We start from the raw sequence: 21455 nt of genomic DNA on the forward strand, positions 1-21455 counted from the left end.
TAAAAAGACAACTCTCGTTCATTTTTTGAGTGTGGAGTCGTCTTTTTTCTATTTATTCCGGTTTACTTCATGATTTTAACCGACTTATTGCCATTTAAAAAAACTTACTATAATAATCACCATTGTTTCTTGTTTCATACTTTTTATAAAATTTGGAAATTACTACAAAAAGGATGGATTTTCAAATGAAGGACGGACTGATTTCTACAGAACATATTATTATGATCGTAACAGCAACAATTATTGGTACATTAGCTCGTGTGCTTACGATTAAAGAAGATTTTAGACAATATCCAAGTTACCCAAACGGGTATATGCTTCATCTAGTGACAGGTTTCGTTGCTGCTGCTTTGGGGGCATTTGCTATACCTGCTCTTATGACCAAAAACTTTACTGCTGTTACTTTTCTTACCGTAGCCATTCAACAATTTAGGGACGTTAGAAAGTCTGAAAGAGAAAGCTTAAAGGATTTAGAGAATACGGAATATGCTTTCCGAGGAGATGCCTATATTGATGGAATTGCTAAGACTTTTGAATCAAGGAATTATTTTTCTTTAATTGTTGCATTTGTTACTGCATTAACCATGCAAATGATAGACAGTAACATCCTCTGGGTTAATATCGTGATTGGTTCCATTGTTGGAATTATTGTTCTTTATATTTTAAAACGGTTTTCAAAAGGAAAGACAATTGGGGATATCGCTGAGGTAAAGATAGGAACAATTGAAATAAAAGAATCAGAACTTTTTGTTGATGGGATCTATGTATCGAACTTGTTAGGATCCGATAATGCTTCAAAAATGTTTCAAACTGAAGGTTTAGCAGTTGTCATTTACCCGCATGAAGATCATTATCGGGTGGCTTTAGATAATTACGGACAAAGGCAGGCTGCTTTGTTTGAGGCTACAAGGACGCTAGGGGTAAAAAGATATCATTTCACAAGAAAAGAATATGAAAAAGGGATCATCGTTATTACACTTGTTCCAATTATAAAGGATATAGACAAGTTAGTTGAAGCTGTTAAAAAGACTCCATTACTTGAAAGTGTTAAAAAGAGTCATGCTGTTATGGATACAAATTTAGTGGGGAGGGAATAAAAAATGGGGAGGGAATCAACTGAAAGACCAAATTATGAGATTTTAGCATTAGTTACGTTACAAAAAGAACGAGTGTTAGGAGGGAAACAACTCACTCTATTAGCGCAGGATGAAGAGCAGCAAAAGACCATGGTACAAGACATAGCAAAAGCGATGAAAGCAGATGTAGTTAAAATGAAAAATGGAGATTATTTAGTTTTAAGAATATAAAAAGGACTATTTTGTGCTAAAAATTTATTGCCTAAAGAAAATCTTAACTGTATTAAGTGCTGTGTGAAAATATTAACACTCAGTCGTAGTGTAGGGTAAACACAACAATTTCTAATTAATAATATAAAAGTTATGCATAAAAAAATGCGGCCAAATTGTCATGACCGCATTTTTTCATTACTCTGGTTTATTATTCGCATCTGGATCAGGAGTAAAGTTTGGTTCAAAACCATCATATTTGATTAAGTATACCATTCCTGCTGTTGCATGGTGTAAATCATGGCAATGGAATAACCAGTTACCAGGGTTATCTGCTTTAAACGCTACCACGTATTCGTCACCTGATTTTAAATTAATCGTATCTTTTACAATTGGAGAACCTTCTATTGGTTTTCCATTTTTGCTTAATACTTGGAAGAAGTGACCATGTAGATGCATTGGGTGATCGACACCTTCTGGTGAATTATTGACTAATGTTACTTTAACTAAATCTCCTTCTTTTACGGAGAGACCATCTATATCTGGGAATGCCTTACCGTTAATTGTAAAAATATTATCCATATCGTTTCCGTTAAGATCCATTGTGTATTCAACATCATACTGTTGGTCCAGGGTGAATTCTCCTGTTTCTGCTCCACCGTAATTAGTAAAATTGAATATCGGTAAATTTTCATTTTGGTTAGATTGATCAGTTGATTCACTATTGCCTTCATATTGAATTTTTGTTTTCATTCCTTCTGTACCTTCCAAATCTCCGTGGCACTCAAGATACCATTCCCCAGGATTATCAGCGGTAAACTCAATGTCATAGCGCTCTCCGGGAGCAATCGCAATCAATTCTTCCGTAATTTCTTTTGGCTCATTCAGTTCCTGACCATCAATCGCAACCACTTTAAATTTATGTCCATGTAAGTGTATGTTGTGAGACATATACCCAACATTTGCTAAACGAATCCGAACGGTTTCTCCTTCTTTTACTTTTAAAGGCTCAATCGCATCACCGCTTTTTCCGTTCATGGTAAAGATGTCGTAGCCTGACATATCGTGTCCCATACTCTCAGTACCATGTTCGTCGGCTTCCGAGCTAGCACCATGATTCATACCGTTCATATTGCTGTGGTCCATTCCGTCCATTTCTTCCAAATCTTCGCTCATTGATTCAGATTCTTCCTGATTACTCATCCACTCATCTAACATGATTGTATAATCACGGTCATAGGTTTTTTCTTTAGGCTCAACAACAAACGAACCATAAAGTCCTTTATCCATTTGATTTACAGCCTCTTGATGTGAATGGTACATATAGGTTCCAGGTACCATCGCAGTAAATTCATAGGTAAATGTTTCTCCAGGTTGAACGGCATTCTGAGTTACACCTGGTATCCCATCCATTTCATTCGGTACAGGAATCCCGTGCCAATGAATAGAGGTTGGATCTGGAAGTTCGTTTTTAAAATTGATTTTGACCTTTTCGCCCTCCTTAACTCGGATTTGTGATCCTGGAACAGAGCCGTTATATGTCCAAGCTTTTACAGTTACTTCACTGTTTAATGGGTGGGAGACTTCTTTAGCAACAAGATTGAATTCATTTCCAGTTAATATTTCAGTATTAGTTGAAGTTAAGCCTTCTACTTTACCTTCTGTTTTTTCTGTATCCCTTTGATCCGTATTCTCTGTCTTTGCACCTTGGTCCGAAGAACAAGCGGCTAGGAAGAGAATAATCGCTGCTAATAATACAGTTAATTTTAACTTCATCTAGAACCCTCCAAATTTTTATTTCGGAATTGAGCTTAATAGAAATACTTGCAGAAATTGAGGATTTTTTTGATGAATTTTAAAAAGCAAGGGAAAAAATCACAGGTTTTAATAAAAGTTCATTAAATATTCAAAATCCAAAAGATATCGAGTGTTCTCACGTTCTTTTATTAAAGTATGAAATTGAAATCTTTGCAAAAGCCATGTAAGGAAATTGGTTATTGATACTTTCTGCATATTTGTTTTGTACACTGACTATTTACAAGAATCATTTTGGATATTTTCGGGATAATCAGGAAGGAAGATGTGCATGGGAAGGAATACAAAATTAGATTTTATTAAAAAAAATCATTTACTAAGTTTAACGATTAAAATGAACTTTGTAATAATATTGGCACTCCTAATAAGCGTACCATTAACAAACTATTTAATTTCATTGTTGGACCATAATGTTCAAATAGCCTATGGTATCTACATAAGTACTGCTATCAATATTGTTTTTACAACCATAATAGTGGCATTTTTCATTCGCAAAATTGTAGTTTCCCCTTTAAAAACATTATTAACTTTAACGAGGGAAGTAGCTGAAGGAGATCTAATGGTTACAATTCCTAAAAAATCTAATGATGAAATAGGTCAATTGGTAGGATCCTTTGAAGTAATGGTTGGGAATTTGAAAGATATAGTAGAGAAAATAAATTATGCGTCCGTTCACATAGCAAATTCTTCTGAACAACTTTTGGAAAATGCAAATGAAACTAACATGGTTTCTATGCAAATTTCAAATTCCATGCAAGAGGTAGCAAACGGTACGGAAGGCCAAACTAGTAGTATTGAGAAAGTGGCTTTAGCATTTACAGGAATGAATGAAGGGATTAAGAAAATAGTCGAAAACACTGAAAAGGTGTCTCTCTTTTCTCAACAAGCAAAAGGATATGCCTATGACGGAGAAGAGGCCGTAGACAAAACGGTTCGCCAAATGATGTTAATACAAAATTCCGTGAGTGAGTCAGATACTTCAATTCAACTTCACCAAGAAAGTTCACAAGAAATTGTACAAATATTGAACGTCATTTCTGATATAGCAAATCAAACAAATTTACTAGCATTAAATGCAGGAATCGAAGCAGCTAGAGCTGGTGAGTTAGGTAAAGGCTTTGCTGTTGTTGCCGAGGAAGTAAGGAGGCTGGCCGTACAATCCAACCAATCTGTTGAAAAGATAGCTATACTCATCGATCAAATACAAAAAGCTACTGAAGTTTCTGTACAGTCTATGAGTAATGTTATAAAAGATGTACAGGAAGGGATTGAGATTACAAATGATACAAAAGAGAAATTCTCAATAATTTCTCAATCTACGACAAAAATAAATCATGAAATGGAAGGTATTTTAAAAGCAGCCAAAAAAATGTCCATAAGCTCTATAGAAATTACAGGAACAATGGAGCAAATTTCTTCAGTTTCAAGAAAAAATACGCAAAATTCTATTCATGTTTCTGCATCCAGCCAAGAGCAACTTGTAGCAATTGGAGAAATAACTGATTCAACCAAAGCATTATCCAACATTGCGGGTGACCTTAGGGAAATGACGAAAGAGTTCAACGTATCGTAAAGGATTGCCAATCAGTTTTTTACATTTATGTGAAATGAACAAAATTCAAATTTTCTGCATAATTGAGTGCTATCTTAAAGAAAAGGAGGGAATTTTATGCTGAAAAGGAGAGATTTTCTAAGGAAATCGTTGAAAGGTACGGCGGGGTTATTTGCTGTTTCAGTGCTGCCTATCGGGCTGACAGCCTGCAGTGACGACAAAAGAAAAATTGATACGAGTACGATGGCTAACATTGGGCCATTAAGCGAATTAGAGAAGGGGGAATTTCCCAAAAAGGTATCCTATAAAGTGACCATTAAGGATGCTTGGGAAGAACAAGTAAGGGAAAGTTTTGTTTATATCAATAAAGATAAAAAGGATAACTCTTTATTGATTATGTCTCCAATCTGTACCCATCTCGGTTGTACTGCAGGGGATGCAGATGTAAAAATGCAGGGAAATGGGGTGCGATTTTATTGCCCTTGTCATGGGGGGCAATACGATGAAAATGGGATTAATGTGGGTGGCCCTCCGCCAAGACCTTTAGACATATTCGAATCCTATATTCAGGATGGCAATGTTTATATCGCTGTGCTTAGCCCGATGAAAAGGGAGAATACAGAAAAATAATTGCTTTTTGGAGGTCGGAGAAAACTTTTTTATAAAAGAATGAATATTGGATTTAAGAGCTTATTCACATTAAACGAATAAGCTTTTTTGTTGTATTTAATCCATACAGAATGACCAAATGTTTACCTTTTACAAATTAATCTATTTTAATATGAGGTTATGCAGTTTTTATGGATTTTCACAAAATTTTAAGATGTTTCCTCTCTTTTTTTATAAAGTGAAGTAAATCACATGTAGAATCCTAGAGAGTCATTATCCTAACAATAGATTCGAAAAAGGAGGAAGCATTACATGAATAAAACAAAGTTAAGTTTAATTAGTTTACTGATATCAGGGGCAGTCTTAGCAGGGTGCAGTTCTAATTCTGATCAAAGTGCGGCATCTACAGAAAAGGGGCAAGAGGAAACAAAAACATCGGAGGAAGTAAAAGAAACAAATACTTCTGAAACTGAAACAGAGTACGCAAAATTCTATTTTACAGCCGATGAGGGAGGGAGTATTACCAAAGTAAATGCCGCTACTAACGAAGTCGATGAGATTATTGAAGTAGAAGGTACAGTTCACAATGTACAGGTTTCCCCGGATGGAAAAATGCTTGGTGCAACTGTTGTTCCAGCCATGAGTCATGGTGGAGAGTCACAAAGTGAAGATAACCATGGTGATGACTCGCATGGTGGAGATGCCCATGGGGATGCCTCTATGGAGATGAATGGTAAAGCTTTATTTTTTGATATCGAAACAAATGAATTATTAAAAATGGTTGAAGTAGGGAATCATCCAGCTCATTTTGTTTTCACTGAGGATGGAAAATATGCATTGGTCACTAATACTGAAGATAATAATGTATCAGTAATTGATATGGAAAGCTTTTCAATAACTGAAACAGTTGATACTGGAAAAGGGCCTCACGGGTTTAGGATTTCCGCAGACAGCAAGAAGGCCTATATTGCAAATATGAGTGAGGATTCTGTCAGTGTTGTAAATCTTGAAACGATGCATGAAGAGAAAAGAATTACAGTGGGTTTCACACCTGTGACAACAGGAATTACGTCTGATGGGAAAACACTTGTAGCAACCTTAAATACAGAGAATATGCTTGCCATTGTAAACCTAGAAACAGATGAAGTTGAAAAAGTAGAGGTAGGAAAGGGACCTGCACAAGTATATATTGATGGAAAAAACCAATATGCTTATGTAGCTAACCAAGGAACTGAAGATGCTCCATCTAATTCTGTTACTGTTGTTGACTTGGCTTCTAAGGCGGTAACATCAACTATCGAAACGGGTAAAGGTGCCCACGGAGTGGTTACAAGTTCTGACAGCAAGCGTCTCTATGTAACAAATATGTTTGAAAATACCGTTACAGTAATTGATACAGAACAAAATAAAGTGATTGAAACGATTGAAGTTGGTAATGTTCCAAATGGAATTAGTATCATGGAATAATAAGCTCTCACTAAATATCTATTAATAATAAAGAATATTAATATGCCGTTTCTTAATTTATAGGAAACGGTATTTTCATGTTATTAAGAACTAATAGTAATAAATGAAACATAACTGTAAAAATATTATCTTTGAACATGATGGTAGATTCCTATATTCTGAGAAAGAAGAAATTTGTTTTAAAAGACTGAAATTTGTCATTTGAAGAAGAAAACATAAAAACTATCTCACATTCTAATAAAATTTGTCGAAAACAAATGGGTCGGAGGAAGAAAAAATGTTGAAAAAGAAACTATTAGTCCTAAACACATCAATCATTTTAGGAGTAGGGGGCTTAATTTCTATCCCTTCTGTTTATGCAGATTATTCTACACAAATTCAACAAGTAGAAAAAAATATTGATGAAACAAAAAATAAACTGTCTGCTTTGGAAGAAAAAATTAAGAAAACAGACGCAGCTATTAAAGAAAATAATGAAACAATCGTAATGACAGAAAATGACATAAAAGCAACTCAAGATGAAATAAAGAAACTTGAAGAGGAAATAGCAGTTTTAAATAACACCATTGATAAAAGAACAGAGGTATTAGCAAAACGTGCACAGTCTTTCCAAGAATCTGGCGGGAAGGTTAGCTATATCGAAGTTCTTTTAGGTTCCGAAAATCTAAATGATTTTATCGATCGAGTATTTACTGTTACACAAATAGCAAACGCCGATAGCGACCTAATTAAACAACATGAATTAGATAAGGAAGCTGTAGTAGAGAAACAAGCCAATCTTGACCAAAAACTAAGCGAACTAACAGAAAATAAAGTAGAGCTTGAAGGTATGAAATCCTATATGCAAAAGCAAAAGGAAGAGAATGATGCTTTAAAGAAGGATCTTGAGGAAGCTCAAAAAGGTAATATGGAGAAACTCAGTGAGTTAGAGGCTAAGGTACAAGCTGAACAAGCTGCACAACAAGCAACCCAACAAGTAGAAGCTTCAAACAGTTCCCAATCTACAAAGGAAAGTAGTAGTAACGCTAGTAGTAAAGTTGCCTATACACCACCTGCAAATGACGGAAGTTTAAATACTGTTTTAACAGCAGGAAATAAATATATTGGGAACTCTGTATATGTTTTTGGTGGCGGTAGAAACGCATATGATATTGCAAATGGAAGATTTGACTGCTCTGCTTTTGTGAGTTGGGCATTTAGACAGGCTGGTATCAGTATTGGCGCAAGTACAGAGGTTTTAAGAACACAAGGTACAAAGATATCACTCAGTGAGGCACAGCCTGGGGATTTAGTATTCTTTGATACGTACAAGAGGGATGGACACGTTGCAATCTACCTTGGTGGTGGGAAATTTATAGGCTCTCAATCCTCTACAGGTGTGGCAATTGCTAATATGAACTCTGGCTATTATCAAAAAACATTTAAAGGACATGTACGAAGAGTAGCCAATTTTTAATTAGATAAATTAGGCTTATCCTTTTTGAACGAGGATAAGCCTTTTTCTGATCTTTTGTGGTTAAGACTATATAAAACCTATATAGACTTATCAGCCTATCTTAAGTGTCTATCTTTTTCTGGTAAGATAATAATTTTTTCATTGCACCTGTTAATCTTTATTTTTAATAAAGTATTTTGGGTAATTCCCGTTAATTTACGTAGTTCAGCTGGGATTGATATCTTACCGTTTCGAAAAATGCATTGGTTAAGAGTCGTATTATCATGGTGCTTTTGAATTATAATACTATTTTTGTATTTATAAATAAATAAGTACTCACCTTCTATAAGGTTCAAATTTGTGCAAATCTCCTTTGGGAGAGTAATTTGACCTGTTTTTGATATCTTCCTATAAAATATCATTTTAGCCTCCATAATTATTTCCAATACTATTTACTAAGCAAAGATTATTTTTCAAAAAAGATAACTTATAGGTAATATACATAAAAAATATGAAGAAACTTTGCAGATTTACAATTTATTTACTATACAAATAATGTTTTGTTTCCGCACACACTTTTTCATACTTAAATAGTAGATTTGAGTAATTGAAATTTGATTTAGATGCAATTAAAAGCGAAGTTAGGTAAAAGTCCATAATGCACAAAAACTCCACATCTATATATTAATCTAGAATTATATTTAAAAGAAATGAGGAATAGTTATGGATAGTATACAGCCGTTAAACAGGGTTGCACTTGAACTCGGACCATTCACAATATATTGGTATGGTATAATTATTGGATTTGGAATAGCACTAGGATGGTTTCTTGCTACAAAAGAAACAAAAAAATTGGGTCTTCAGAAAGACATATTTACTGATCTTTTACTCTGGGCGATTCCGATAGCCATTATTAGTGCCAGAATTTATTATGTAATATTTAAGTGGGATTATTACTCAGAAAATCCTGGTGAAATCATCGCAATCTGGGAAGGCGGGATTGCCATTCATGGAGCCTTAATTGGAGCTATTATCACAGCGATTGTTTTTGCAAAAAAGAGAGGTGTTTCATTTTGGCAACTAGCAGATGTGGCAGCACCAAGTATTATCCTCGGTCAAGCCATTGGGCGGTGGGGAAACTTTATGAATCAGGAAGCCCACGGGACCGAAGTAACAAGGTCTTTTCTAGAAAACCTTTATCTTCCAGACTTTATCATTAATCAAATGTATATAGAAGGAGCTTATTATCATCCCACATTCTTGTATGAATCTCTCTGGAATTTTGTAGGGTTTTTTATTTTAATCGTACTTAGAAAGTTTCAGCCAAAGCTTGGTGAACTTTTTCTCTCATATGTTGTGTGGTATTCTCTCGGAAGGTTTTTTGTTGAAGGCTTAAGAACAGACAGTTTAATGCTTACAGATTCATTGCGTATTGCTCAAGTTGTTTCCTTAGTCTTAATTATGGGAGCAGCCTTTACAATTTGGTATAGGCGTGGGAAAGGATTAAATAACTACACATATAAAGAGGATTCTTCTCATCAGAACAAACAATTAAAGAAATAATAGGTATTGTAACAATATATTAAAAAGACAGAAATAATACTATTACAATTGTATTTATCTTGGGGTGATTCTCAAAATTATGTAAGAGAAGTCCGATTTCTTAAGTATGAAATCGGACTTTTAATGTAAGAAGGTTCATAATTAATGTAACGCTTTTAATGATCTTTTATGCCAATAGTTAATGGGGGATCCAGATGAAAAAAATATTAATAGTTGAAGATGAAACATACATGATGGATTTACTTAAGATTCACTTAAGAAATGAATATGCTATTTTTGCAGCAAAAGATGGACAGACAGCCTTAGATATACTTCAAGAAAAATCCTTTGATGTAATTATATTGGATGTAATGCTACCATATGTATCGGGCTGGGAAATATGTAAAAAAGTCAGAGAGGAAGACGCGGAGACACTTATTCTTATGCTAACAGCTAGATCCGAATTATCCGATAAAGTAATGGGGCTAGAGATAGGTGCTGATGATTACCTTGTAAAACCATTTGAGTTTGAGGAATTGAAAGCAAGAATAAGAGCCTTATTACGAAGGTATGAACATACGAAGCTTGAATCATCAGAAGAGAATAAGTACGTTTATTTTAACGGTTTGTTTCGAATGGACCTTGATGGCCGACAACTTTTTGTGAATCAGCAGCAAATAGAGTTGACTGCAAAAGAATTTGATTTATTATCATTGCTTGCTTCAAATCCAAATCGCGTATTTACAAGAGAAATTTTACTAGATAAAATTTGGGAAATTAACGAGATTAGGGATTTGAGAAATGTTGATTCTCATATTAAAAATATACGAATCAAGCTAAAAAAGGTATTAGAAGATACAAATTTTATACAGACAGTATGGGGAGTAGGCTACAAATTTAATTTACACGAGGACACGAAATGAAGGTTAATGGCATATTTTTGAAATTAGGATTCATTATGATGGTCTTATTTCTCGTAATTTTATTGCCGTTGGGTTTTATTATCGATCGTATTTTCTTAGAGATATACTCTGAACAGGTACACCAAAATGTAAATCAACACGCTAATAAATTGAAAGAAGCATTAGAAAATAATTTTAGAAATGATCCCAAAATTTTTGATTATCTCACTTCTACATTAGATGAAGAAATACTCATTTTTGATGAAAAGGGAGTTATTTTATCAAATCCGGTATTAGAATTCCAAAAAGGACAACAGATTCAACATGATTTACTTCAAATTTTAAGGGAAGGTAAGTATTTTGATAGGGGTTACAAGAGCCTAGAAACAAGTGAAGAATTCTTCTTTGTTGGCAGACCATTAATTGTTGAAGGAAAATTTAGTGGTGGTATCTTTGTTTTTTCATCAATTGATAAAATACACCAGCTTATGCATAGTGTAAGACATTGGATAATTGTATCTATTATTGGTTCAGTTATCCTAGCGTTCTGTTATACTCTCTTTGTTTCGAGAAAGTTTTCTAAACCTTTAATAGAAATGGAAGAAGCGACAAGAAAAATTGCAAAGGGTAATTTAACAACACATATCCAAATAAAATCAAACGATGAAATAGGATCACTAGGTAAAGCCATTAATAAACTCAGCTTAGAATTGAATAATTATCGCACTAATCGTAGCGAATTATTAGCAAATATTTCACATGAACTCCGTACACCAATTTCCTATCTAAAAGGATATGCACAATTGATAAAGACTCACCAATATTCTGATGAAAAAGAGTTGGAGTCTTACTCAATTATTATTGAGAATGAGTCTGATCGACTATCGAAACTTATCCAGGATTTATTTGAGTTATCTAAAATGGAAGAGGGTAAAGTGAAATTATATCATCAATTGGTTGATATTGAAGAATTAATAGATGAAGCGACCCGAAAAGTGAAGGTAAAAGCCCGAAGAAAGGATCTAGAATTGGTGATTATTAAGAATACCTTACCTTCTATTTACTCCGATGGTACCCGTATTCATCAAATCCTCATAAATCTGTTGGAGAATGCTATTTACTATACTGAGAAAGGAAAAATAGTTGTTACCGCTGAACAACAAAATGGGTTTATCTTAATCACCGTAAAGGATACTGGGATTGGGATACCAGAGGAGGACCTCCCATTTATTTTTGATCGTTTTCACCGTGTAGAGAAATCACGTTCAAGAGAAATGGGCGGAACAGGATTAGGACTTGCTATCGTTTATGAACTGGTTAAACTATTACGAGGAAGTGTCACAGTTACTAGTAAATATGGATATGGTACAGAATTTTGCGTAAGCTTACCTTTGAATATTGAGCATTAATAAATTTAAAGAGAAAATTTAGTTAGAAAAGACAAAAAATCACTGAATAGACTATATAGGGATTGATCTGACTTGCAGCCAAATGGAAAAATACCCAAGCTTCATGCATAATTTGCTTGGGTATTTTTTTGAATATTCGGGGGTTAACTTATTAGTACTATTTTTTTTTCATTTTCCACCTTCTCATAGCTAAATTCATATAGGTTTTCAACATAAATTTGGTGCCAAATCATAAAGACGAGGATTGTCCATAATTTACGGCTGTTATCCTTCTTATTTGTTACATGCTGTTCTAACAAATTGAGGACTTCCTGTTTATTAAATAAATAATCAGTTGGACTTACACGAATTAATTCAATAGCCCATTCATATAATTCATCTTTAAGCCAGTGACGGATAGGAACAGGGAATCCTAATTTTTTTCGGTTCAAGACGTGGGATGGGACAATTCCCTCCGCCGCCTTTCGTAAAATATATTTTGTAGTGTGATTGTTAATTTTATGTTTGTAATGGATTTTGGATGCTACTTTGAACACTTCTGTATCTAGAAAGGGGACTCGAAGCTCAAGGGAGTGAGCCATAGTCATTTTATCAGCCTTTAATAATATATCCCCTCGAAGCCATGCATAAATATCAAGGTGTTGCATCTTGGTGACTGCATCATATCCATTAGATAGTCTATATATTTGTTTCGTTATATTTTTATAGTCTAAATTAGTTCTATAATCTGTAAGCAGCAATTTCTTTTCGCTTTCTTCAAACATTTTTGCATTTCCGATATATCTCTCTTCTAAAGGGGTAACCCCACGCTCAATAAAGCTTTTGCCTTTAACTCCATCCGGGAGTATGTTGCTGAGAGTTTTCATCAACTGTTTGACTGGATAAGGAATAAAGTTAAATAGTTGTAGTGACTCGGGTTCTCTGTAAATATTGTAACCACCAAATAATTCATCTGCACCTTCCCCAGATAATACCACTGTGACATGTTTCCTTGCCTCTCTAGCAACAAAATATAATGGTACTGCAGCTGGGTCAGCCAGCGGGTCATCCATGTGCCAAATAATTTTGGGAAGCTCTTTTCGAAATTCTTCAGGTGTAATTATATAGTTAATATTCTCTAGCTCAAGAGCTGTTGCTGTCTCTTGGGCAACGGTTACTTCACTAAAACTTTCAGTTTCAAATCCAACAGAAAAAGTTTTTAGACGAGGATTCACTTGTTTTGCCAATGAAACTATAAAAGATGAATCAATTCCTCCCGATAAAAATGAACCAACAGGAACATCACTACGCATATGCTTAATAACCGAATCTATTAAAACTTCTTGAATTTCCTTAATTAGTTGTGATTCTGGTAGATTTATAGGTTGGAATTGAGGCTTCCAATATTCCACGGTTCTGATGGTGATACTGGGCTTTTTAATAAAATAATGGCCAGGTTGGAGTTTTTTAATGCCCTTTGATAAAGTATCTGGTTCAGGTACATATTGAAAGCTAAGGTAGTGTTGCAAAGAATCGCGATCTAAGAAAGAAGAAGTAGCTAATAGAATACTCTTTTTTTCTGACGCAAAGTATAAAGCATCATCCTGTTCTGAATAAAAGAAAGGTTTGATACCGAATTGATCTCTTGCTCCAAATAACTCTTGATTAATTTTATCCCAAATAACAAAGGAAAACATCCCCCTAAGTTTTCTTATGACTTGTTCTTTAACACTGGAGTATAGAGCGATGATCACTTCTGTATCTGACTCTGTTGAAAATTCATAGCCTTTTTGTATTAATTCTTCTCGCAGTTCAATATAGTTATAGATTTCACCATTAAAAATCATCATATAACGTTCATTTTCATATGAAAGAGGTTGATTTCCACTTTCTATATCTATAATACTAAGTCGTCTGAAGCCAAAGTTAACATATTCATCGAAATAATAACCCTCTGAATCGGGTCCACGATGAGTGATTATGGTATTCATCTTATTAATTTTGTTTTTCAAATCTTCATTTATTTTTTGAGGTTCATTATAGATACAACCAACAAATCCACACATAAATTCCACCTGCCTAGTTTTTTAATCCCTAATGGTCAGTTTTTATACTAGAGAATAAATTACTAGTTAAATTTGTAGAATCTATGAAGAAATAAAAAAAGTGGTTCAGTCAAAATTCTTCTTTTAGGTTTCTAATATATTAAAGATGAAAATCTTGAAAATTGAATAGAAGCCTTTGAAACGGCGGAAGAAAAGGAAAAAGTATTTAAATGTGCAAACTTTATTACGAGAGGATAATTTTTCACAGTTTCTCCATATTTAATTGTTATATTAAGAAACGAAAGGTGAGTATCTATGGGAATATTCAGCGCCATTACTTTAATGACCCAATATGATGGGTGAAAAATAAAGGGGTTAAGAATGAAGATTCCATGGAAGCTTGGAAGCAAATGGGGAGTCAGCATTAACCTTCATAGCTGAATAGAAACTTTTTGGATTAAATAATAGAGTATGGAAATGAAAGTAGTGGTAACTCCAATTCTTATTAAAGTTGCCTTAAGGAAAAAGATTGGTATACACCAAAATAACAGTGATAGAATATTATAAATAACTTAATCTGAATACAATTTTATTAGGCTATCTTGGATTTAACTAAATTATTGGGTATTGAGTGAGGTGATGAAATTGTGTGTTTCAAATCAATTCATTGAGCATCAGGTTTATGAACTTAGTGAAATGATCCAGAAGTCTACACTGTATAAATTTGTCGGGTTCGAGTTGGCAGAAAATGTTCAGGTTAGTAGTAGCGCACAAACAAAGGACGGTTTAGCATTGATTAGTAAAGTCATTCTTGAAGATGAGAATGGTACCATTTATTATGTTGCTCCAAATCAAAATGGTTTAAGATTTGCCGAAAAGGAAATCACCTATAAAGAATATAAAAAACTACAAAAGAATGAGACACAAAATGCCATTTTAACTTTTCTTGGGATTTTAGCTGTTTTTGGCGTATTGATGGTATCAATGGCAAAACTGTTTATATAACATTTTTATGTTTGTTGATGGAAGGGACACTTCTTATTTAAAGTGTCCCTTCGTTTCATTATTTGAATAAATCCCTTAATTATTTATTGTTTATTCTTCTTTTAGTAAACCTATCCTTTTCTGGTGTGATAAAAGATTCTATCTTTCAAACTATTAATTTGTATTTTTAACAATGTATTTAAAGTTATACCTGTTAGTTTACGAAGTTCAACCGGAATTGATATCTTTTCGTTCCGAAAATGTTTTTATTCTGCACACTTTTTCCATAAATAAATAGTAGAATGAGATTTATTTAGACACTTCAATAAATTTGTATAATTGTCAATAGGATTTAAGACGTACGTTATAGAAACCATGCTGGTTAACTTTCGGAACAACAAAAAGCTAAATCTAAAAAATGAGGTCAGATGACATGTATGAATTATTTAGTCAGCTAAGTAATATATTTACCCAGCCCTTTTTGAATCTTACAAGGAGTATGGAGGGCGTTCCAGTGCTGTTTGCTTTTTTATTGGGAATTGTCGGTGCCTTAGCACCATGCCAATTCACAGCAAATTTAGGTGCTGTTATGGTTTATGGTAATAAATCTGTACAAAAACAAACAGCTTGGGGAGAGGTTATTTTTTTCATTATCGGAAAAATAGTTGTTTTTTCTATGTTTGGATTGGTTGTATGGATGTTAGGGAGTGAGTTTAAATCGACTTTAACACTCTATTTTCCTTGGTTTAGAAAAGTAGTAGGACCTGTTTTAATTATCATCGGTCTTTACATGCTTGGGGTTATTAAATTCACTCATATCATTTCATTTGGCAGCATCCCTGAACGATTTACGAAAAAAGGGAAATTAGGGGGATTCTTGATGGGTGTAAGCTTCACGCTAGGATTTTGCCCTACCATGTTTATTTTATTTTTCGTAACTCTTATGCCAATGGCGTTGTCTGTTTCCTATGGTATTTTGCTCCCAGGTGTGTTTGCAATTGGAACATCATTACCATTACTATTAGCTATTTTTCTAATTTGGTATTTTGGGCTTAGTGGAAAGTTAATGAAAAAGAAAGGCAGGAAGCTTGGTTTAATTGTTCAAAGGCTGGCTGGGGTTATTATTATCCTATTGGGAATTCTTGATACCTTTACCTATTGGGGATAGAATTAAAAATAATTTATGAACCCTTGAAGCTTTTTCGGGTATACTTAAGAAACGATTATCAGCCCAACCATGCCTTTTTCTTTGTGACCAGGGATCGTACAGTAAAATTCATATGTGCCTGTTTGAGTAGGGGTAAAAGCCATTTCTATTTGTTCTTCAGCAGGTGCATGTAGATGCAGGTCTGGATTTTTAATTGAGTGACCTTTATGATTCTCAGTGATTTCATTTTTTGTGGGGAAGTTTTTAATTTCTAGGTCATGCTCTATAGAATCATAGTTCTTTAATGTAACAGATACGCGTTGGCCCTTCTTTAACACAATTTTAGAAGGATTGTATGTAAATTGTAAGGGCTGAACATCTATACTAATTTCAAGTTGGTGGGATTCCTTTTGTTCTGATTTAGAGAAAATCATTCCTTTATCGATTTGATTACCTATGATTAAATAAATTACTAAAAAAAGAAAGGCTGAAAAAGGCTTAATGAGCCACTTCTTATTTTGCAATTGTGTATCTTTTTTAGAAGGAATAGCAATGATGGGGAATAGAAATAGTACACTTACTGACAGAGTAAGTAGCAAGTTAATAATCATAAAAGATTCCTCCTGGGTTAACATTTCACCTAGCATTGCCCCCATCATGCCGCCCATTAGTCCACCCATAAACCCTTCAAGTAAAGGAAGAACCCCAAGAATTATCCCACAAGTAGTTCCTACGAGTACACCTGCCACAATTGAATAAATAGTCGAATAGAAAAGGTTTCCCTGATAACTGGAGCCTAATAAGACTCCAACTGTTAATCCTATATTTGTCCCTATTATCATTGATAGCATCATTCCTGACATGTCTCTTAACCGGTCTTTATAATAAAGGCTGAATACGACAAATAAAACAAATAGAAGTGATAGAGTAAATAACACAAAGTAGTGGTAAAAGCTCAAACCAATCAACTCCCTATTTTTCTTGATATATCATATGTACTCTAAAGACAAGCTATGCTAATAAATTCCTGCAATAATTACGTGGCCCCATCTTCAAAAATATTAAAGACTAACTGAAATATAAACTGCACAAAAATTGCACGAAAATTCCATATAATATACATACCCTCGCGGGGTATGGTGTATTATAATAAGGATGAAAAAGGATAAATTAAGCATAACCGCAGTATTTTCTTAAACAATCTGTAAAAGGAGTGAGAAAAGTGGAAAACAAAGGTAAAGGTGAACATACACACAACCATGAACAGCATGGTCACCATCATGAGCATAATTTACATGAAGCGCTTGAACAAAATGGCCATAGTAATCACCATAATCACGGAATACATGAGGGACATGGACATCATCATGAAAGTTTAAATGAAGAGCATACCCACCAACACGGTAATCATGAAGGGCATGGTGGAGGGCATTCGGGCCATCACGAACATATGTTAGATGATTTTAAGAAACGGTTTTGGGTTTCTTTAGTTCTAGCAATCCCTATTTCATATTTGTCCCACATGATTCAAATGCTTTTTGGATATGAGGTAAACTTCACAGGAGACACCCTATCAATATTCTTACTATCAACCGTTGTTTTTTTCTATGGTGGAAAACCATTTCTAATTGGTGCATGGAGTGAGATTAAAGATAGAACACCTGGAATGATGCTATTAATTTCACTTGCTATAGTAACCGCTTATGTATATAGCACCTTAACCGCCTTTTTTATCGAAGGAAGTGACTTTTTCTTTGAATTAGCTACATTAATCGTTATCATGCTTCTTGGTCATTGGATTGAAATGAAATCTGTTATGGGTGCTTCTAAAGCATTAGAAGAGTTAATTAAGTTGATGCCAAAGGAAGCTCACAAAATTGATACTTCGGGAAATATTGTGGAGGTATCGGTAGAGGATTTGCTACCAGGAGATATGATTCTTGTTAAATCGGGGGAAAAGATCCCGATTGATGGGGAAATATTTGAAGGTAATTCAACTGTTGATGAATCAATGTTGACGGGTGAATCCGTTCCTGTTGAAAAAGGGCCGGGAATGGAAGCGATTGGTGGGGCCGTTAATGGCGAAGGTGTACTTAAGATTAAAGTGAGTAAGACAGGAAATGACACCTATCTATCTCAGGTTATTAAATTGGTAAGTGATGCGGAAAAAACAAAATCGAAGGCACAAGGTTTTGCAGATATCGCTGCTAAATGGTTATTCTATGTTGCAATCGTTGTAGGAATTATTACGTTAGCTTATTGGTGGACAACGGGAGATTATGAATTTGCTCTAGAAAGAATGGTTACGGTCTTAATCATCGCTTGTCCACATGCTTTGGGCCTAGCAACACCATTGGTTACAGCGCGTTCAACATCTATCGCAGCTAAAAAAGGTCTGTTAATTCGTAACCGTATTGCATTTGAAGGTGCATATCAAGTAGACCGGATTGTATTTGATAAAACGGGAACCTTAACTGAGGGAAATTTCGGTGTGACAGATGTTTATCCAAGCAAAGGTGTAAGTGAAGAAGAACTTTTAACCTTAGCCTACTCCGTTGAGACTCAATCTGACCATCCCATTGCAAAAGGAATTGTAAAAGAAGGAAAAGAACGCAATTTGAAGCTTCATGAAGTTAAAGGTTTCCAAAATCTAACAGGAAAAGGGTTAACTGCTCAAATAGATGATGCAGAAATTTCAGTTGTTAGTCCTGGTGTTATGAGAGCCAATAATATTCCCTTCGATGAGAATACGTATGATAGACTCGCACAACAAGGGAAAACAGTGGTTTTTGTATTAAAAAATAATGTGTTACAAGGTTTGATTGCTTTAGCAGATATTATTAGAAAATCCTCTTATAAAGTAATTAAAGAGTTGAATGACCGGGGAATTGAAACAGTGATGATGACTGGAGATAATAGTCGAGTAGCAAAATATGTAGGTGAACGGCTAGGACTATCACAAGTCATTGCAGAAGTTTTGCCACATGAAAAGTCAAATAACGTCAAAGAGCTAAAACAAGGTGGAAAAAAAGTCGCCATGATCGGGGATGGGATTAATGATGCACCTGCCCTTGCCGAAGCAGATTTAGGAATTGCAATTGGTGCAGGAACGGACGTTGCTATTGAAACTGCTGACGTTGTACTTGTCAACAGTAGTCCAATAGATATTTTAAACATAATTAAACTTTCAAAAGCGAGTCGTAGAAAAATGATTCAAAACTTAGGTTGGGCTGCAGGATACAATATTATTGCGATTCCCCTAGCAGCCGGCGTCCTGAATAGTGTTGGTATTGTAATTACTCCAGCTATAGGGGCAGTAGTTATGTCACTTAGTACCATTATTTGTGCAATTAATGCTCAACTGTTAAAGATTGACTAACAAAAGGCTTATATAGATTAAGAGGGTTTATATGGAGGTAACTAGTCATTTTAGAAAATAAAATTAGAAAAATACAAGGGGAATTAAAACGTGGAAAATCAAGAGAAGATGATCAAGCTAGCTATTAATGGAGGAATAGCATTTGGTGCAAAGTTAAATGCTAGACAACTTTCTGTAATAGCTGAGCATATGAGCGACGATACCGAACTTGAATTAACAACATTTCAACAGCTTTATATAGAGATACCTGAAAGTCAAATGGAGTTAGTAAAAGAAAAATTTAAGCAAGTAGGTTTAGCTATTTACCAAGTTGGAAATTTCGTGAAAAGTTTAAGAACCTGTAATTTCTGTAAAGGAGAAGAAGAGGAAGGCATGCCTGTTGCCATTGAGCTCAATAAACGGATAGCAGGGAAGTCGGTGCCTTTCACCCTTCGGCCAGCCTACACAGGATGTCCAGTAGGATGTGGTGAACCTTTGGTGAATGATATTGGCGTTATGAAAGTAAGAGATAAATATGATTTGTATCTTGGGGGTAAAGCTAAAGGGAAAGATGCCCAGATTGGAACTCTTTTTATGGATCAGCTTGAGCCTGAACAACTGTATGAAATCGTTGATCATATTATTGAAATATATGCTGAACAAGGTAAGAAAAGGGAGCCGTTTTGTAAGTTTGTTAATCGAATTGGACTAGAAGGGCTTAAACATCAGATAAATAATTCTTTAGGATAAATATCTTTATCCCCATATTATCCCATCATTTAGGTGACGATTGGGCTCTATATAATGTTACTAATTTTCAGTTTTATGCCAGAATGTTAGATATGAAATATGACTTTTATTGTTTATATATTTTGGCAGTTAGTTTATATTGCTGAAAAGTATGTATTTTTAACTTACGCAAGTTGAAAATAGTTATATATGCACAAAATCTGCAAACTTTTTGGATAAACTACTTCAAGAAAAGGAGGCAGAATAAACTGATGAAAAATATCAAAAAAGGATTTCTATTAGGCTTACTTGCAGCATTATTTTTAGTTCTTGGGGCATGTGGCAACAATAATGATTCTGAATCAACGAATGAAGAAACAGAAAATGCTAATCAGGAAAATATGGATACGGAAGAAGATAGCATGGACCATTCTGGTTCTGAAGAGGGCATGGAGGGAATGGATCATAGTAGTATGGATATGTCTAGCTCAGGTGAAGTACCTGAAGGTTTAAAAGAGGCAGAAAATCCAACTTATCCTGTTGGCAGCAAAGCAATTATCCAATCTGACCACATGGAAGGAATGAAGGGTGCTGAGGCAACTATAGTCGGTGCCTATGATACAACTGTATATGCGATTTCATATACTCCAACAACGGGCGGAGAGAGAGTGACCAATCATAAGTGGGTTATTCACGAAGAACTTATTGATGCCGGGGAAGCACCACTTGAACCCGGTACAGAAGTGAAGACAGAGGCATCCCATATGGAAGGGATGGAAGATGCATCTGTGGAAATTGATTCAGCTGAGGAAACGACGGTCTATATGGTGGATTTCACCACAACGACTGGCGGTAAAGAAGTTAAAAATCATAAATGGGTAACAGAAAGTGAGTTATCTCCTGTTGAATAAAGGGTTTTGAATTTTTAAAAGAGGCTGACTCAAAGGTCGTTAAGGTGGTGACCCCACAAAGTTAGAGTTTTTATTAAGCAGCTGATTGGCTGGTTTGAGTTCGGTATTGTATTGGACTTAAACCAGCTAATTTTACTTTTATACGCTTATTATTGTAGTAATCTATGTACTCAACAATTTGTTTTTTTAGCTCTTCATAAGAAACTAATTCTTCTCCATAATACATCTCTTGCTTGAGGACCCCAAAGAAATTTTCCATTGCCGCATTATCCGCACATGTTGCTT

At 34.7% G+C, this 21455-nt stretch carries 19 protein-coding genes; 14 read left to right on the plus strand and 5 right to left on the minus strand.

The window, feature by feature from the left end:
* Window positions 1-185: 185 nt before the first annotated feature.
* Window positions 186-1097 carry a YIEGIA domain-containing protein gene (locus PZE06_RS06865; RefSeq protein ID WP_150914912.1) on the plus strand — a complete coding sequence of 304 codons (912 nt, stop codon included), beginning with the start codon at window positions 186-188 and terminating at the stop codon, window positions 1095-1097.
* Between the two features lie 3 nt (window positions 1098-1100).
* The gene (locus tag PZE06_RS06870) at window positions 1101-1307 is read left to right on the plus strand and encodes a capping complex subunit for YIEGIA (protein WP_150914913.1); all 207 of its coding nucleotides are present in this window, start codon (window positions 1101-1103) and stop codon (window positions 1305-1307) included.
* A 177-nt stretch (window positions 1308-1484) separates the two neighbouring features.
* On the opposite strand, the gene PZE06_RS06875 is transcribed toward PZE06_RS06870, so the two are convergent.
* Window positions 1485-3062: a multicopper oxidase family protein gene (locus PZE06_RS06875; RefSeq protein WP_150914914.1), complete on the minus strand. Its 1578-nt coding sequence runs from the start codon at window positions 3060-3062 to the stop codon at window positions 1485-1487.
* Window positions 3063-3372: 310 nt separating this feature from the next.
* On the opposite strand from PZE06_RS06875, the gene PZE06_RS06880 reads away from it, so the two are divergent.
* The 4 genes from PZE06_RS06880 (at window position 3373) to PZE06_RS06895 (ending at window position 8185) form a co-directional block, all read left to right on the plus strand.
* Window positions 3373-4674: a methyl-accepting chemotaxis protein gene (locus tag PZE06_RS06880; protein ID WP_191963171.1), complete on the plus strand. Its 1302-nt coding sequence runs from the start codon at window positions 3373-3375 to the stop codon at window positions 4672-4674.
* Window positions 4675-4770: 96 nt separating this feature from the next.
* Window positions 4771-5283 carry a QcrA and Rieske domain-containing protein gene (locus tag PZE06_RS06885; RefSeq protein ID WP_150914916.1) on the plus strand — a complete coding sequence of 171 codons (513 nt, stop codon included), beginning with the start codon at window positions 4771-4773 and terminating at the stop codon, window positions 5281-5283.
* A 291-nt stretch (window positions 5284-5574) separates the two neighbouring features.
* Window positions 5575-6729 (plus strand): YncE family protein, encoded by a 1155-nt coding sequence (locus tag PZE06_RS06890; protein ID WP_150914917.1) that lies wholly within the window; start codon window positions 5575-5577, stop codon window positions 6727-6729.
* A gap of 277 nt (window positions 6730-7006) precedes the next feature.
* Complete coding sequence (locus tag PZE06_RS06895; RefSeq protein ID WP_150914918.1) at window positions 7007-8185, plus strand: coiled-coil domain-containing protein; 1179 nt, start codon at window positions 7007-7009, stop codon at window positions 8183-8185.
* Between the two features lie 95 nt (window positions 8186-8280).
* Here PZE06_RS06895 and PZE06_RS30075 read toward each other — a convergent pair whose 3' ends face one another.
* Window positions 8281-8598, minus strand: a complete 318-nt coding sequence (locus tag PZE06_RS30075; protein ID WP_150914919.1) for an AbrB/MazE/SpoVT family DNA-binding domain-containing protein — start codon at window positions 8596-8598, stop codon at window positions 8281-8283.
* Window positions 8599-8887: 289 nt separating this feature from the next.
* On the opposite strand from PZE06_RS30075, the gene lgt reads away from it, so the two are divergent.
* The 3 genes from lgt to PZE06_RS06910 all read left to right on the plus strand — a co-directional run bounded on the left by lgt (window position 8888) and on the right by PZE06_RS06910 (window position 12017).
* On the plus strand, window positions 8888-9727 hold the full coding sequence (gene lgt, locus PZE06_RS06900; protein WP_150914920.1) for a prolipoprotein diacylglyceryl transferase: 840 nt from the start codon (window positions 8888-8890) through the stop codon (window positions 9725-9727).
* Between the two features lie 194 nt (window positions 9728-9921).
* Window positions 9922-10629 carry a response regulator transcription factor gene (locus PZE06_RS06905; RefSeq protein WP_150914921.1) on the plus strand — a complete coding sequence of 236 codons (708 nt, stop codon included), beginning with the start codon at window positions 9922-9924 and terminating at the stop codon, window positions 10627-10629.
* The gene (locus PZE06_RS06910) at window positions 10626-12017 is read left to right on the plus strand and encodes a sensor histidine kinase (protein WP_150914922.1); all 1392 of its coding nucleotides are present in this window, start codon (window positions 10626-10628) and stop codon (window positions 12015-12017) included. Before PZE06_RS06905 ends, PZE06_RS06910 begins: the two co-directional genes overlap by 4 nt.
* 143 nt (window positions 12018-12160) lie before the next feature.
* Here PZE06_RS06910 and asnB read toward each other — a convergent pair whose 3' ends face one another.
* Window positions 12161-14062, minus strand: a complete 1902-nt coding sequence (asnB, locus tag PZE06_RS06915) for an asparagine synthase (glutamine-hydrolyzing) (protein ID WP_150914923.1) — start codon at window positions 14060-14062, stop codon at window positions 12161-12163.
* A 618-nt stretch (window positions 14063-14680) separates the two neighbouring features.
* Between asnB and PZE06_RS06920 the strand changes: the two genes are divergently transcribed.
* Window positions 14681-15046 (plus strand): hypothetical protein, encoded by a 366-nt coding sequence (locus PZE06_RS06920; RefSeq protein WP_150914924.1) that lies wholly within the window; start codon window positions 14681-14683, stop codon window positions 15044-15046.
* A 412-nt stretch (window positions 15047-15458) separates the two neighbouring features.
* Complete coding sequence (locus PZE06_RS06925) at window positions 15459-16193, plus strand: urease accessory protein UreH domain-containing protein (protein WP_150914925.1); 735 nt, start codon at window positions 15459-15461, stop codon at window positions 16191-16193.
* A 44-nt stretch (window positions 16194-16237) separates the two neighbouring features.
* On the opposite strand, the gene PZE06_RS06930 is transcribed toward PZE06_RS06925, so the two are convergent.
* Window positions 16238-17035 carry a plastocyanin/azurin family copper-binding protein gene (locus PZE06_RS06930; RefSeq protein ID WP_150914926.1) on the minus strand — a complete coding sequence of 266 codons (798 nt, stop codon included), beginning with the start codon at window positions 17033-17035 and terminating at the stop codon, window positions 16238-16240.
* A 359-nt stretch (window positions 17036-17394) separates the two neighbouring features.
* Here PZE06_RS06930 and PZE06_RS06935 point away from each other — a divergent pair, with 359 nt between their 5' ends.
* From PZE06_RS06935 to PZE06_RS06945, 3 genes are all read left to right on the plus strand, one after another.
* Window positions 17395-19551, plus strand: a complete 2157-nt coding sequence (locus PZE06_RS06935; RefSeq protein ID WP_150914927.1) for a copper-translocating P-type ATPase — start codon at window positions 17395-17397, stop codon at window positions 19549-19551.
* Window positions 19552-19641: 90 nt separating this feature from the next.
* Window positions 19642-20280 (plus strand): nitrite reductase, encoded by a 639-nt coding sequence (locus tag PZE06_RS06940; RefSeq protein WP_150914928.1) that lies wholly within the window; start codon window positions 19642-19644, stop codon window positions 20278-20280.
* Window positions 20281-20531: 251 nt separating this feature from the next.
* On the plus strand, window positions 20532-21170 hold the full coding sequence (locus tag PZE06_RS06945; protein ID WP_150914929.1) for a YdhK family protein: 639 nt from the start codon (window positions 20532-20534) through the stop codon (window positions 21168-21170).
* 73 nt (window positions 21171-21243) lie between these two features.
* Here the strand turns inward: PZE06_RS06945 and PZE06_RS06950 are convergent.
* The coding region (locus tag PZE06_RS06950) for an IS3 family transposase (RefSeq protein ID WP_275791650.1) at window positions 21244-21455 on the minus strand (212 nt) is incomplete at its 5' end.

This window comes from Robertmurraya sp. DFI.2.37 (assembly GCF_029211245.1).
Taxonomy (GTDB): domain Bacteria; phylum Bacillota; class Bacilli; order Bacillales; family Cytobacillaceae; genus Robertmurraya; species Robertmurraya methanolica_A.

What these genes read in the sequence shown, in the direction of transcription:
- PZE06_RS06895 (WP_150914918.1), top strand. Translation starts at nt 7,007, where the DNA reads ATGTTGAAAAAGAAACTATTAGTCCTAAACACATCAATCATTTTAGGA.
- PZE06_RS06865 (WP_150914912.1), top strand. Translation starts at nt 186, where the DNA reads ATGAAGGACGGACTGATTTCTACAGAACATATTATTATGATCGTAACA.
- PZE06_RS06945 (WP_150914929.1), top strand. Translation starts at nt 20,532, where the DNA reads ATGAAAAATATCAAAAAAGGATTTCTATTAGGCTTACTTGCAGCATTA.
- PZE06_RS06905 (WP_150914921.1), top strand. Translation starts at nt 9,922, where the DNA reads ATGAAAAAAATATTAATAGTTGAAGATGAAACATACATGATGGATTTA.
- PZE06_RS06930 (WP_150914926.1), bottom strand. Translation starts at nt 17,035, where the DNA reads ATGTCAGGAATGATGCTATCAATGATAATAGGGACAAATATAGGATTA.
- PZE06_RS06925 (WP_150914925.1), top strand. Translation starts at nt 15,459, where the DNA reads ATGTATGAATTATTTAGTCAGCTAAGTAATATATTTACCCAGCCCTTT.
- PZE06_RS06880 (WP_191963171.1), top strand. Translation starts at nt 3,373, where the DNA reads ATGGGAAGGAATACAAAATTAGATTTTATTAAAAAAAATCATTTACTA.
- lgt (WP_150914920.1), top strand. Translation starts at nt 8,888, where the DNA reads ATGGATAGTATACAGCCGTTAAACAGGGTTGCACTTGAACTCGGACCA.
- asnB (WP_150914923.1), bottom strand. Translation starts at nt 14,062, where the DNA reads ATGTGTGGATTTGTTGGTTGTATCTATAATGAACCTCAAAAAATAAAT.
- PZE06_RS06885 (WP_150914916.1), top strand. Translation starts at nt 4,771, where the DNA reads ATGCTGAAAAGGAGAGATTTTCTAAGGAAATCGTTGAAAGGTACGGCG.
- PZE06_RS06920 (WP_150914924.1), top strand. Translation starts at nt 14,681, where the DNA reads ATGAAATTGTGTGTTTCAAATCAATTCATTGAGCATCAGGTTTATGAA.
- PZE06_RS06910 (WP_150914922.1), top strand. Translation starts at nt 10,626, where the DNA reads ATGAAGGTTAATGGCATATTTTTGAAATTAGGATTCATTATGATGGTC.
- PZE06_RS30075 (WP_150914919.1), bottom strand. Translation starts at nt 8,598, where the DNA reads ATGGAGGCTAAAATGATATTTTATAGGAAGATATCAAAAACAGGTCAA.
- PZE06_RS06875 (WP_150914914.1), bottom strand. Translation starts at nt 3,062, where the DNA reads ATGAAGTTAAAATTAACTGTATTATTAGCAGCGATTATTCTCTTCCTA.
- PZE06_RS06890 (WP_150914917.1), top strand. Translation starts at nt 5,575, where the DNA reads ATGAATAAAACAAAGTTAAGTTTAATTAGTTTACTGATATCAGGGGCA.
- PZE06_RS06870 (WP_150914913.1), top strand. Translation starts at nt 1,101, where the DNA reads ATGGGGAGGGAATCAACTGAAAGACCAAATTATGAGATTTTAGCATTA.